The following is a 13,461-nucleotide window of genomic DNA, read 5'->3' on the forward strand; positions in this document are numbered from 1 at the left end:
TTAAATTTTTATTATAAAAGGAGATAAATATGAGTGGAATAGATTCTATGAATGAATTTTATGTACAAGAAAACATGCAGCTATTAGAGCAATTAGAAGAAATTTTACTTGTAGATCATTCAGATACTGGAGGATTGGCAAAGGAAGAAATAGAAGAAATTTTTAGAGCTATGCATACAATAAAAGGTTCTTCTGCCATGATGGGATATGATAGTTTAACAACTCTGACACATTGTATAGAAGACGTCTTTGATGAAATACGTAAAGGGCTTGTGGTTTCTGCTGAAAAATGGGAACAAATAATAGATGTTGTATTACTAAGTATTGACTTTCTTAAAGAAGAAATTTCTAATATTCAACAGGGATTGCTTCCAGAATCAAGTATAGATGAGCTACATGATAAAGTTTTAGACTTATTGAAAGAAAATGAAGAAGACAGTAATGAAGACACATTAGATATGGACTTTAATTTAGCTGAAGAAAATATAAGTCAGCAAACTAAAGAAGATACTGATGACAGTGAACTAATAGGTAGTGAAAAAAAATATTGCATAAAAGTATTATTTGAAAATGGATGTGGAATGGAAGGCATAAGGGCTCTTGGTGTAACAACATCAATAGAAGATTTATGTACTATAAATGAGACTATTCCAGCAGATTTAATGGGAGATTGTGATGAAGAAATAATTAAAGACGGATTTACTATGTATGTAAAAAGTGAAAATGATAAGTCCACATTAGAAAAATGTCTTCAAGAAACAATGTTTTTAAAGACTTTACAAATTACTGAAATTTCTAGAGCTTCAAATAAAGTAGAAAAAATTGAAGAAGTAGAAGAAGTTAATTTAAAGCCTGAGGAAGTAGTAGAAATTGTCAATGATTCTACAAACAAAGAAGTTGTAGAAAAAAATATAGAAATAAGCAAAATTAATGAAGATTTAAATAATAATAAAGATAATGTTAAAGAAGTTAAAGGTAATAAGAAAGATAAAGTAACTCAAACAAAAAAAGAAAATAAAAATAGTTATTTAACAGTTAATATAGACAAGATAGATAGCCTTATGAATTTAGTAGGAGAAATAGTAACTACTGAATCTATGGTTGAAAAACAATCTCAACTAGAAAATTTTGATCCAGATAATTTTGAAAAGCAAGCAAGGAGATTACATCAGTTAACCAATGAATTACAAGATGTTGTGATGTCTATTCGTATGGTACCTATATCATCAACTTTTACTAAAATGCAAAGAGTAGTAAGAGATATGAGCAAAAAAACGGGCAAAAAAGTTGAGTTAGTCTTATTAGGAGAACAAACAGAAGTAGATAAAAATATATTAGAAAATATATCAGATCCTTTAATGCATATGGTAAGAAATAGTATGGATCATGGTATTGAAACACCAGAAGAAAGAAAAAGCACAACAAAACCAGAGAAAGCAACTGTAACATTGGAAGCAAAAAATACTGGCGGAGATATTCTAATAATAATAAAAGATGATGGAAGAGGTTTAAACAAAGAAGCAATTGTGAAAAAAGCAATTGAAAAAGGAATAACTAGTAAGAGTATTAACGAAATTAGTGATAAAGAAGCATACAATTTTATATTAGCACCAGGATTTTCTACAAAAGAAGCTGTAACTGAGTATTCAGGTAGAGGTGTGGGTATGGATGTTGTTTATACTAATATACGTAAGTTAAGAGGTTCTATTAGCATAGATAGTGAGTATGGAAAAGGAACTACATTTACAATACGTATTCCACTAACATTGGCCATAGTAGATGGTATGAAAATTAGAAATGATGATGAAACATATATTATTCCTTCACTTAACATAAAAGAAGTATTTAGGTACGGCGCTTATGATATTGTTGAAAATCCAAACGGAGAAGAACATAGTATTATAAGGGGGAATTGTTATAAAATTTGTAGATTATCAAAAATTTTAGGGTTAAGTGATATCAAAAAAGATGACGGTATTATGATTTTGGTAGAATCCGAGATGGGTAATATATGCTTAATTGTAGACAGTATTTTAGGACAGCAACAAGTTGTAATTAAACCAATACCTGCAATACTAACTCAATTTAGAGGAGTACAATCTTATTTGGCGGGATGTTCTATTTTAGAAGATGGATCTATTAGCCTTATACTTGATGTTAATGCTATGATACATAGATAAAATATACTAATACAAAAGGAGAAAGAGTAAATGGATAAAAAAATAAAAGTATTAGTAATTGATGATTCGATTATATTTAGACGTGTTATATCTAAGTATCTTCAAGAAGATCCAGAGTTAGAGGTAGTAGAAACAGCTAAGGACTCTTATGATGCAAGGGATAAAGTATTACAATATAGACCAGATGTATTAACATTAGATATAGAGATGCCAGGTGTCAATGGAATTGAATTTTTAAAGATTTTAATGAATCAATGTCCAATACCTACAATTGTTATAAGTGGTGCCAATGACAAATGTTTTGAGGCTTTATCGGCTGGAGCAGTAGGATTTGTAGATAAACCGACATCAAGTACTATGAACGAATTTGCAATAGATTTGGCTACTAAAATAAAGGAAGCATCAGTAGCTAAATTAGATATAAAAAGTAACCTTGCAAAGGTTAGTAAACCTGTAGAAAAAAAAATGAACTCTAAAAAAACAACAAGCATAACAAACAATAATAATCAGATAATTGCTATAGGAGCATCTATGGGAGGGGTAGAGGCAATAGGAAAAGTATTAAAAGAGCTACCTTTAGGACTACCTGGAATCGTTATAACTCAACATATGCCTCCAGTATTTACAAAAAGATATGCAGAACGTTTAGATAGAGAGTGCACAATTAGCGTGAAAGAGGCAAAAAATGGAGAAGTTGTATTGCCAGGGAATGCATATATTGCTCCTGGTGGTTTGCAAATGGGTATTATAAAGAAAAATAATAAATTTTTAATTCAAGTTAAAGAAGGCGATAAAGTTAGTGGTCATTGTCCATCAGTGGATTATTTATTTGAATCTGTGGCAAATGAAGCCAAAGAAAAATCCATAGCAGCAATCTTAACAGGAATGGGATCCGATGGAGCAAGGGGATTATTAGAAATAAAAAAAGCTGGTGGATATACTATTGGCCAAAATAAACAATCATGTACTGTTTATGGCATGCCAATGGTAGCAAAGAATATGGGTGCGGTTATAAAGGAAACATCTTTAGATATGATTCCAAACGCAATACTAAATCAACTCAAAAGAAATGAAATGAGAAAATAATCTAAAGACTAGATAGAAAGAGGGTATATATGACAATTACTTGTGATAAATTAAATATATTTCGTGAAATTAGTAATATAGGGTCTGGTAATGCATCAACATCATTAGCTACAATGTTAAATGAATTAGTGGACATTGGAATACCAAATAGTGATATGATTGAACTTGATGATATTACAAAGAGCTACGATTCACCAGAGGAATTGGTAGTAGGAACGGTTTTACAACTTTCAGGAGATATGGAAGGTTTCATCATGGTTATCATGAAAATAGATTCTGCTTTTAATTTACTTTCAAAATTATCAGGCAAAGAAATTAAATATAATAAAGATGATTACGAAGAGATGTGCAAAGAATTAAACGCAATGGGAGAAATATGTAATATATTATGTGGAACATACTTAACAGCCATATCAGATATGACAAATTTAACTATAACTCCATCTATACCTCACTTTAGTATAGATATGGTAAGAGCAATAATGAACTTACCAATTTCATTATATGGATTAGATTTTAGTTCAATATTATGTATTGAAACAGACTTCTTTACTGAAGATTATGATATAGAAGGAAAGTATTATTTTATTCCTAATGTGTCATCCTGTACGAAGTTATTGTCATCTTTAGGCTTTGCTGTGTAGGACTATATAATGGAAATGGTAGGTATAGCAGAGTATAAGATTGTAAGAGACCCACAAAAAATTATGACTATAGGACTAGGCTCATGTTGTGGTGTAGTCCTTTATGATGAGATAAATAAAATTGCAGGATTAGTGCACATTTTACTTTCTAACTCTCAAAATGAAAAAATGCTAATAAATAAAGCAAAGTATGCTGATACAGGAATAGTGGCATTATATGAAGATATGAAAAAACTAGGGGCAAATTCTAGATTTATAAGAGCAAAGATAGCCGGCGGTGCACATATGTTTAACTTTAATAATTCATCAAGTAGTGTATTCACTATTGGTGAAAAAAATGTAAAATCATGCAAAGAGACTTTAGCCAAACTAAATATTCCAATTATATCAGAAGATACATTAGGTACTTGTGGAAGAACAATTGTATTTGATACAAGAACTAATAAATTGCATGTAAAAAGTGTGGGTAAAGGTGAAACGTTAATTTAATTAATAAGGGGGGCAGTATCTATGTATGCAAATGATGTAGAATCAGAAAATAGAATAGATGATTTGTATATGGTTTTCGTCGTGAATAATCAAAAGTATGCACTATCATCCAAATACATTATAGAAATTATAGAAATGTTACCAATAACAAAGGTACCATTCCTTCCAAAATACATGAAAGGTATTATAAATTTAAGAAGTACTATTATTCCAGTTATGGATGCTAGAATGAGGTTCGATATAGAACCTATAAATTATGATGAAAGAACTTGCATTATTATAATTGAAAATAACAATAATAAAATAGGATTAATAGTAGATACAGTAAATGAAGTAATTCATATTTCGTCAGAAAAGAACATGAATATGGACTCTAGTCAAGATGAAGGAAAGAGTAACTTTATAAAATCTGTTAGTGAAATAAATAATGATGTACAATTAATACTAGATTGTGATTCATTAATGAAGATAGTCGAGGAAAATAATTATGCAGTTGACAGATAGAGATTTTGCAAGGCTGAGAAATTTCATGTATAATAATTATGGAATTAATCTTGAAAATAAAAGGACATTAATAGAAACAAGACTATTAATGATGGTTAAACGATTAGGATTTTCTGATTATAATAGTTATATAGATAACTTGATGAAAGATAAAACAGGTGAACAAGTATCAATATTAGTAGAAAAATTAACTACGAATTATACATATTTTATGCGTGAAGAAATGCACTTTGAGTTTTTAAAAGAAAATGTATTAGTTCCAAGTTTAAAAAAACCTCCACTTGGAGGGTTGAAAATTTGGTCAGCAGCTTCATCAACAGGTGAAGAGGCTTATTGTATTGCCATGTTAGCATCAAGTATTCTAGGTGTTAATTCAAGTCAAAGAATAGCTATAACAGCATCCGATATATCAAACAAAGTATTAAAACAAGCTAAAGATGGAATTTACTCAAATGATAAAATAGAAAAATTACCATCAGCATGGGTACAAAATTATTTTAAAAAAAGAGATGAAAAAAATTATGAGGTAAATCCAAATATAAAGAAGTTAGTAGAATTTAAATATTTTAATTTGAATAATAACTTAGGTTGGAGTAAGTCAAAATATGATGTTATTTTCTGCAGAAATGTAATGATTTATTTTGATAATATTACAAATCAAAAACTAATTAATAGATTATGTGATTCTCTAAAACCAGGCGGATATTTAATAATTGGAATGTCAGAAAGTTTATCTAATTTAAAAACTGATTTAAAAAGAGTAAAACCATCAGTATATAAAAAAAATAAAGTATAGTTTTTGAATCCTAAAAGAATTAAAATATAAGTATGAGTAAGTTAACAAAATGTATTTGAAACAATGGAGGAAAGTTATGAAAAGAGTATTAATAGTTGATGATGCAGCCTTTATGCGTATGACAATAAAAAATATGCTTTCAAATTATGAGTATGAAATAGTAGGAGAAGCAGAAAATGGTTTAGAAGCTGTTGAAAAATACAAAGAATTAAGTCCAGATATAGTTACAATGGATATTACTATGCCTGAGCTTGACGGAATACAAGCTTTGAGAATGATAAAAAAATTAAATCCAGGAGCATCAGTTGTTATGGTTTCAGCTCTAGGACAAGAAGCAAAAATGAAAGAGGCTATTATATATGGCGCTAAAGGGTTTATAGTAAAACCTTTTAAAGAAGAAATACTTTTAGGTGCATTATCAAAGCTATAAGAAATTTATATAAAATAGAAATAATGCAAAAATTATATGATACTATAGATTGATTTATGTAAAATAAGTCGATCTATAGTATTTTTAGATTTAAATAATGTAATATTTTAATTAAAATCTTATGAGGTTATAAATACTAATTATGGATAAATAAGGAAGTTATAATATTAAAATTTTCAAACTAAAATATTATTCTAAGATAAAGAGTTGTTTTATCATATATATTGAAATTTCAACATTTGTTGAGATTTGCAAAACAGTCGTTTTTTTGACAGATTGTGAGAAATAAAGTATAATAACCAATGTATTTAAAAAGAATAAGAGGTGGATAAAGTGGAGAAGTTTAAAATTCAACCTGTATTGGTTGGTGGAGATATAAACTGTTATTCTGTGGCTAGAGCTTATCACGAAGCTTATGGAGTAAAGTCAATAGCTTTTGGGAAAATGTTACTTGGGGCAACAAAAGACAGTAATATAATAGATTTTAGAGTAGACCCTAATATGGGTAATAAAGAAGAGTTCATAAAGGTTTTATTAAAAACGGCAGATGAGCTTGCTGAGCCAAATAAAAAACTTATAATTCATGGATGTACTGATGAGTATGCTGAATTAATAATAGATTATAGAGATATATTATCAGAAAAGTATATAGTACCTTATATAGGTGCTGAACTTAAAGATAAGCTAATAGAAAAAGAATTATTTTACAATATGTGTGAAGAATATGGGTTAGATTATCCAAAAACATATATATACAATAAGGGTGATGAAATAGGTGACTTTGGATTTAATTATCCGGTTATATTAAAAGCATCTGATAGTATATCATTCTTCCAAAATGCTTTTGAAGGAATGAATAAAGCTTATCTTATACAAGATGAAGAAGAATTTAGAAGAGAAATAGAAAAAATATACTCTCACGGTTATGAAAAATCTATGATAGTTCAAGACTTCATACCTGGAGATGACTCCCACATGAGAGTTTTAACCTGTTACTCAGATAAAAATGGAAAAGTTAAAATGCAATGTTTAGGACATGTTTTATTAGAAGAACATACTCCAAAAGGAATAGGAAATCATGCGGCTATAATAACTGAGTATGATGAATCAGTTATGACTAAATTTAAAAACTTCTTAGAGAGTATAAACTACACAGGATATTCAAACTTTGATATAAAATACGATGCAAGAGACAATAAATATAAAGTATTTGAAATAAACTTAAGACAAGGTAGAAGTAACTACTATGTAACATCTTCAGGAAATAACATAGCGAAGTTCGTTGTAGAAGATAGAATTAACAACAAAGAGCTAGACTTAAAAATACAAAAGGAACCTTTCTTCTGGAGATGTATACCGAAAGAAGTAGTATATAAATATGTAAAAAGTCAAGAATTAGTAAATAAGTGTAAAGAATTAGATGCTGCAGGAAAATCTGCCACGTCATTTGGATACGAAGCTGACTTAAAAGGAAACTTTAAAAGAAGATGGTATATATTCTTATACCATGTGAATCAATTTAGAAAATTCAAAAAATACTGTAAGTAGATTGGTGATAATATGAATAATATAACTGTAGGTGTTTTAGGCGGTTTAGGACCTATGGCTTCTGTGTATTTCTATGAAATGGTAGTAAATATGACAGAAGCAAAGACTGACCAAGAACATGTTGATATGATAATAACAAATAGAGCAACTACACCAGATAGAACAGCTTTTATAATAGGAAAATCTAATGAAGACCCATCAAAGATATTAATAGATGATGCAAAAAAATTAGAAAAATATGGTGTAGACTTTATTGTAATAACATGTAATACGGCACATTATTTCTATGAAAAAATAGTTAAAGGAGTTAATATACCTTTAGTAAATATTGTAGAGGAAACAATTAAACATGCCAAAGAGACTAATCATAAAAAATTAGGTATTCTTGCTACTACTGGAAACATTAAAACTAGTTTATACCAAAACATGTGTGAAAAGCATAATATAGAATATTTAGTATTAGATGAAAATAGACAGTCTAAAGTAATGGAAATAATTTATGATGATATAAAAAGTGGAAAACCAGCTGATATGGACAAGTTCAATTCTATAGTAGATTATTTAAAGGAAAATAATTGTGATGGAGTTATTCTTGGATGTACAGAGTTATCTATATTAAAAAATGATAATAAATTAGATGGGAATTTTTATATAGATTCCTTGGAAGTACTTGCTAGGGAAACTATATTAAGAAGCGGAAGAAAACTAAAATAGAGTAGTTAACCTACTCTATTTTTTAAAATCAGAAAGGAAGTATATTATGAAGTTATTTAAATTAATGGAAGATGTAAGCTTTACATCTAACTTACCTTTAGAAAAAATTAATGAAATTGAAATAAAAGATATATCATATAACTCTAGAAGTTGTAAAGAAGGATTTATATTTGTTGCTCTTGTAGGTGAAACTGTAGATGGGCATAAATTTGCAAAAAATGCTTATGACAATGGAGCTAGAGTATTTTTACTACAAAAAGGAATGGAATCTAGTAAATACGTTATAGAGCTACCAAATGATACTGTAAAATTATTTGTGGAAGATACAAGAATAAGTTTATCAAGAATATCACATAACTTTTTTGAAAAGCCATCTAATTCACTAAAAATAATTGGTGTTACAGGAACTAAGGGGAAAACAACTATAACTAATTATATTGCAACTGTTTTAAATGAATCAGGAGTTAATACTGGTGTAGTAGGAACAAATGGGACTTTCTTCAATGGAACTTATGAAGTTACATCAAATACAACTCCAGAAAGCTATGAGTTACATAGAATATTCAGAAAAATGCTGGATAATGGTGTAACATGTGTATCTATGGAAGTTTCTTCTGGTGGAATAATGCAAAATAGAGTAGAAGATGTAGATTTCGATGTAGCTATATTCTCTAATTTATCTCCAGATCACATAGGACCAAAAGAACATCCAACATTTGAACATTATTTACAATGTAAAGCAAGATTATTTAAAATGGCGAAACATGGTATTATTAATGTAGATGATGATTATGCAAAGGATGTAATAAATGCAGCAACTTGTGATGTGGAGACTTTTGGAATAGAAAATGAGGCTAATTTAACTGCTAATAATATAAGATATTCAAAAGAAATAGACTCACTAGGAGTGAGTTTTGACTGTAATACAAAAGAAGAAACATTCCCATGCTTTATATGTTCTCCAGGAACTTTTAGCATTTACAATGCATTGGCAGTTGTAGCAGTGTGTAAATATTTAGACGTAAAAAAAGAGATTATGATAGATGCTTTAAAAAGTGCTAAGGTCAGTGGTAGAGTGGAAGTTTTACCAATACTTCCTTATGCTACAGTAATAGTTGATTATGCTCACAATGGTGTTAGCTTAGAGAATATACTACAAACTCTGAAGAACTATGATCATGATAGATTAATATGCTTATTTGGTTCAGTAGGTGGTAGAACTGAAATTAGAAGAAAAGAATTAGGTGATGTTGCTGCTCGTGAATGCGATTTAGCGATACTTACAGCAGATAATCCAGATTTTGAAGATCCAATGAATGTTATAAATGATATAGCTGAATCTTTTGAAGGTTCTTCTTGTGAAGTAATAAAAATATCAGATAGAGAAGAAGCTATAAAATATACTATTAGAAATGCTAAAGAAGGAGATATGATAGTATTTGCAGGTAAAGGTCATGAAAAATACCAATTAATAAATGGAGAAAAACTACCTTTTGATGAAATAGCTATTGCAAAAGATGAAGCAAAAAAAGTAATAGAAGAAAAAGAATTATTAGCTTAGTTAATAATTTGTAATACGAAAATATTAAAGGCATTACATTTATTATGTAATGCCTTCTTTAAATGAAAATATATTAATAATTAATTATTATTTATATAATAAAATAGGCACAAATATACTATAGTGAAATTGATTTTTGAAAATTCTTATGATATCATTAAATTAATTAGAAAACAAAATTAGTCATGGCATCTTGATTTATTCAATCCTTGACCAGTTATATCAATTATTTTATTTATTGCAGTGTCAGATAAAAATACAATTTCTGATGGTTCGCCTTTCAAGTTTTCACCCATCAACTTTAAACCATTAGAGTTTTCTATGTAAGAAATATCTAGATTTCTCCTGAAAATTCTATTAGTAGTCTTATCTTTAATCTCTATAGTAATTTCATCACAACTAATAAAATCTAAAGGGGTATTGTTTGGAGTTAAATTATTGTTGAAGTAGTCTAGAATGTAACTTATAGTAAAATCCCTCAAAACAATTAATTCTTCATTAGTTTTAGCGCTAGATGCAGAAATAAACTTATCAAATATCTCTTTACAAACTTCTTCATTTAAAACATTATTTTTAATCATTATAACCTCCAAAATAAGTATTAATTTTGCTAATTAATAAATTTACATAAATTATAGTCCAAGTTTATTAATTTAGAAATAAAAATTTAAAAGGGGGAAATAAATTTGCTACTAAAAAAGGTCCTTTATATTAATGGGGTAAAAAGAACATTACTTGTTAATCCAGAAAGCAGTTTAGCTAATGTACTTCGTGAACAACTATTACTTACAGGGTGTAAGATAGGTTGTGGTCAAGGTCACTGTGGTACATGTACTATTATTTTAAATAATAAGGCTGTTCGTTCTTGTATAGTTAAAATGAAAAAAGTTGAGGATGAATCAATTATACAAACTATTGAAGGATTATCAGAAGGTGAAGATTTACATCCATTACAAGTTGCATGGATGGGTCATGGATGTGCACAATGTGGTTTTTGTAGCCCAGGATTTATTATGTCAGCTAAAGTTTTATTAGAAGAAAACCCTTCTCCAACAAGAGAAGAAGTAAGAGCATGGTTCCAAAAACATAAAAACTTATGCCGTTGTACAGGATATAAACCTTTAGTAGACGCTGTTATGGATGCAGCTGCAGTACTAAGAGGCGAAAAGAAAGTAGAAGATTTAGTTTTTGAACCTGTAGGAAATGAAATATTAGGAACTAAGTATGTAAGACCTTCTGCAAAGGCTAAAGTAACTGGTACTTGGGATTTCGGTGCGGATTTATCTTTAAAAATGCCAAAAGATACTTTAAAACTTGCTTTAGTTCAAGCTGAGGTTTCTCATGCAAATATTAAGGGAATAGATACTTCTGAAGCAGAAAAAATGCCAGGTGTTTATAAAGTGATAACTGCTAAAGACGTTAAAGGTAATAATAAAATAAATGGATTAGTGTTCTTTCCGAGCGCTAATAAGGGAGATGGATGGGATAGACCAATCCTTTGTGATGAAAAAGTATTCCAATATGGTGATGCTATAGCATTAGTAGCTGCTGATACTGAAGAACAAGCTAAAGCTGCTGCTAAAAAAGTAAAAGTAGACTTAGAAGTACTTCCAGCTTATATGAGTGCTCCAGAAGCTATGGCAGAAGATGCTATAGAAATACATCCAGGAACTCCTAATGTTTACTTTAAAACAGAATGTAAAAAAGGTGATGAAACAACTTCGATGATGGAAAAACTTCCAAATGTTGTTGAAGTTGAGTCTTATTGTAGTCGTCAACCACACTTGCCATTAGAGCCTGACTGCGGGCAAGCATTTATGGATGAAGATGGAAACTTAATAATACATTCTAAGAGTATAGGAATCCATTTACATCATGCAATGATTTGTACTGGTATAGGTGTTGATCCTGAGAAATGTTTCTTAGTACAAAATCCAACTGGAGGAACTTTTGGATATAAGTTCTCTCCAACTATGGAATCTATGTTAGGAGTTGCTTGCTTAGCTACTGGAAGACCAGTTTCTTTAGTATATAGTCAATATCAACAAATTACTTATACTGGTAAAAGATCGCCAGCATTTATGAAGATAAAGCTTGGAGCAGATAAAAATGGTAAGATACTTGCTCTTGAAGGTGAAAACTATATCGATCATGGCCCATACTCAGAATTCGGTGACTTATTAACTATGCGTCTTACTCAATTCGTAGGTGCAGGTTATGGAATACCAAATATAAGAAATACTTCTTATACTGTATGTACTAACCATGCTTGGGGTAGTGCATTTAGAGGATATGGCGCTCCACAAAGTTTCATGGGAACTGATACTGCTATAGATGTATTAGCAGCACAAATGGGAATGGATCCATTTGAATTAAGATATATAAATGCTTATAGACCAGGAGATACAACTCCTACAGGTCAAACTCCTGAAGTTTATTCAATTGTTCCTATGATGGATAAATTAAGACCATTATATGAAGAAGCTAAAGTAAGAGTTAAAGAAAACTCTACAGATAAAGTTAAACTTGGTGTAGGTATATCAATTGGTGTTTATGGATGTGGATTAGATGGGGCTGATTCATCTGAAGCTTATGCTGAAATAACTCCAAAAGGTGTAACTATTTATAACTCTTGGGAAGATCATGGTCAAGGTGCTGATATAGGAACATTAACTATGGCTCATGCTACTTTAAAAGCTGCTGGATATAAACCGGAAGATATTAAATTAGTAATGTGTGATATGCGTCAAACTCCAAATAGTGGTCCTGCTGGAGGAAGTAGATCTAATGTTGTTACAGGTAATGCTACTAGAATAGCTGCTGAAAACTTGTTAAAAGCACTAGAAAAAGGTGATGGAACATATCGTTCTTACGATGAAATGGTTGCTGAAGGCTTACCAACTAAGTATGTAGGTAAGTGGGTTGCTTCTATGTGTTCTGACTGTCAGATAGAAAATGGTCAAGGATCACCATTTAGTAACTATATGTATGTTGTTAATATGCCAGAAGTTGCTGTTGATATGGAAACTGGTAAAGCAAAAGTTGAAAAATTCACTTGTATGGTTGATTGTGGTAAGATAATAAACAAACTTGTTGTTGATGGCCAAGTTTATGGAGCATTGGCACAAGGTATAGGTCTTGCATTGACTGAGGATTTTGAAGATTTAGAAAAACATACTACGTTAGTTAAATGTGGTATACCACAAATAGAGGACGTACCAGATAATTTAGAAATACACTACGAAGAAGCTGAAAGACCAGATGGACCTTATGGAGCTTCTGGAGTAGGTGAAGGGCCATTAGCTGCACCTCATCCTGCTATACTAAATGCTATATTTAATGCTACTGGAGCTAGAGTAACTAAAGTACCTGCAACTCCAGTAGTAGTAAAAGCTGCATTAGATGAATTAGCAAGTGGAGCAAATGCTTAAATAAGAAGTAAATATAAAAGAGTAATTTTACGATTGTTGCTCTTGCTTAGTCAAATAGAAGGGCTTAATCTTAAGTAT

General features: G+C 29.9%; 12 protein-coding genes. 11 read left to right on the forward strand and 1 reads right to left on the reverse strand.

The window, feature by feature from the left end:
* Positions 1-29: 29 nt before the first annotated feature.
* The 10 genes from TEGL_RS05750 (at position 30) to TEGL_RS05795 (ending at position 9,952) form a co-directional block, all read left to right on the forward strand.
* The gene (locus TEGL_RS05750) at positions 30-2,180 is read left to right on the forward strand and encodes a chemotaxis protein CheA (protein WP_018589242.1); all 2,151 of its coding nucleotides are present in this window, start codon (positions 30-32) and stop codon (positions 2,178-2,180) included.
* 30 nt (positions 2,181-2,210) lie between these two features.
* Complete coding sequence (locus TEGL_RS05755) at positions 2,211-3,266, forward strand: protein-glutamate methylesterase/protein-glutamine glutaminase (RefSeq protein ID WP_018589243.1); 1,056 nt, start codon at positions 2,211-2,213, stop codon at positions 3,264-3,266.
* A gap of 29 nt (positions 3,267-3,295) precedes the next feature.
* The gene (locus TEGL_RS05760) at positions 3,296-3,910 is read left to right on the forward strand and encodes a chemotaxis protein CheC (RefSeq protein ID WP_018589244.1); all 615 of its coding nucleotides are present in this window, start codon (positions 3,296-3,298) and stop codon (positions 3,908-3,910) included.
* 9 nt (positions 3,911-3,919) lie between these two features.
* Complete coding sequence (locus TEGL_RS05765; protein WP_018589245.1) at positions 3,920-4,399, forward strand: chemotaxis protein CheD; 480 nt, start codon at positions 3,920-3,922, stop codon at positions 4,397-4,399.
* A 21-nt stretch (positions 4,400-4,420) separates the two neighbouring features.
* The gene (locus TEGL_RS05770) at positions 4,421-4,903 is read left to right on the forward strand and encodes a chemotaxis protein CheW (protein WP_018589246.1); all 483 of its coding nucleotides are present in this window, start codon (positions 4,421-4,423) and stop codon (positions 4,901-4,903) included.
* Positions 4,887-5,699 (forward strand): CheR family methyltransferase, encoded by an 813-nt coding sequence (locus TEGL_RS05775; protein ID WP_018589247.1) that lies wholly within the window; start codon positions 4,887-4,889, stop codon positions 5,697-5,699. The genes TEGL_RS05770 and TEGL_RS05775 overlap by 17 nt, the downstream gene beginning before the upstream one ends.
* A gap of 76 nt (positions 5,700-5,775) precedes the next feature.
* Complete coding sequence (locus TEGL_RS05780; protein ID WP_018589248.1) at positions 5,776-6,129, forward strand: response regulator; 354 nt, start codon at positions 5,776-5,778, stop codon at positions 6,127-6,129.
* Positions 6,130-6,462: 333 nt separating this feature from the next.
* The gene (locus tag TEGL_RS05785) at positions 6,463-7,677 is read left to right on the forward strand and encodes a carboxylate--amine ligase (RefSeq protein ID WP_018589249.1); all 1,215 of its coding nucleotides are present in this window, start codon (positions 6,463-6,465) and stop codon (positions 7,675-7,677) included.
* Positions 7,678-7,689: 12 nt separating this feature from the next.
* Positions 7,690-8,391, forward strand: coding sequence for an aspartate/glutamate racemase family protein (locus TEGL_RS05790; RefSeq protein WP_018589250.1), 702 nt, complete (start codon positions 7,690-7,692; stop codon positions 8,389-8,391).
* A gap of 46 nt (positions 8,392-8,437) precedes the next feature.
* Positions 8,438-9,952 carry a UDP-N-acetylmuramoyl-L-alanyl-D-glutamate--2,6-diaminopimelate ligase gene (locus TEGL_RS05795; protein WP_018589251.1) on the forward strand — a complete coding sequence of 505 codons (1,515 nt, stop codon included), beginning with the start codon at positions 8,438-8,440 and terminating at the stop codon, positions 9,950-9,952.
* Positions 9,953-10,131: 179 nt separating this feature from the next.
* Here the strand turns inward: TEGL_RS05795 and TEGL_RS05800 are convergent, their stop codons facing one another.
* Entirely contained in the window at positions 10,132-10,545 is a 414-nt protein-coding gene (locus tag TEGL_RS05800) for a hypothetical protein (protein WP_154650599.1), read from the reverse strand.
* A gap of 93 nt (positions 10,546-10,638) precedes the next feature.
* Between TEGL_RS05800 and TEGL_RS05805 the strand changes: the two genes are divergently transcribed.
* Positions 10,639-13,383 (forward strand): molybdopterin-dependent aldehyde oxidoreductase, encoded by a 2,745-nt coding sequence (locus TEGL_RS05805; protein ID WP_018589253.1) that lies wholly within the window; start codon positions 10,639-10,641, stop codon positions 13,381-13,383.
* Positions 13,384-13,461: the final 78 nt, after the last annotated feature.

The sequence above is a fragment of the Terrisporobacter glycolicus ATCC 14880 = DSM 1288 genome, from assembly GCF_036812735.1.
GTDB classification, from domain to species: Bacteria; Bacillota; Clostridia; order Peptostreptococcales; family Peptostreptococcaceae; genus Terrisporobacter; species Terrisporobacter glycolicus.

Excerpts from the sequence above, each read along its gene's own strand:
- TEGL_RS05780 (WP_018589248.1), top strand. The coding sequence starts at position 5,776 with ATGAAAAGAGTATTAATAGTTGATGATGCAGCCTTTATGCGTATGACA.
- TEGL_RS05790 (WP_018589250.1), top strand. The coding sequence starts at position 7,690 with ATGAATAATATAACTGTAGGTGTTTTAGGCGGTTTAGGACCTATGGCT.
- TEGL_RS05755 (WP_018589243.1), top strand. The coding sequence starts at position 2,211 with ATGGATAAAAAAATAAAAGTATTAGTAATTGATGATTCGATTATATTT.
- TEGL_RS05750 (WP_018589242.1), top strand. The coding sequence starts at position 30 with ATGAGTGGAATAGATTCTATGAATGAATTTTATGTACAAGAAAACATG.
- TEGL_RS05770 (WP_018589246.1), top strand. The coding sequence starts at position 4,421 with ATGTATGCAAATGATGTAGAATCAGAAAATAGAATAGATGATTTGTAT.
- TEGL_RS05760 (WP_018589244.1), top strand. The coding sequence starts at position 3,296 with ATGACAATTACTTGTGATAAATTAAATATATTTCGTGAAATTAGTAAT.
- TEGL_RS05775 (WP_018589247.1), top strand. The coding sequence starts at position 4,887 with ATGCAGTTGACAGATAGAGATTTTGCAAGGCTGAGAAATTTCATGTAT.
- TEGL_RS05795 (WP_018589251.1), top strand. The coding sequence starts at position 8,438 with ATGAAGTTATTTAAATTAATGGAAGATGTAAGCTTTACATCTAACTTA.
- TEGL_RS05765 (WP_018589245.1), top strand. The coding sequence starts at position 3,920 with ATGGAAATGGTAGGTATAGCAGAGTATAAGATTGTAAGAGACCCACAA.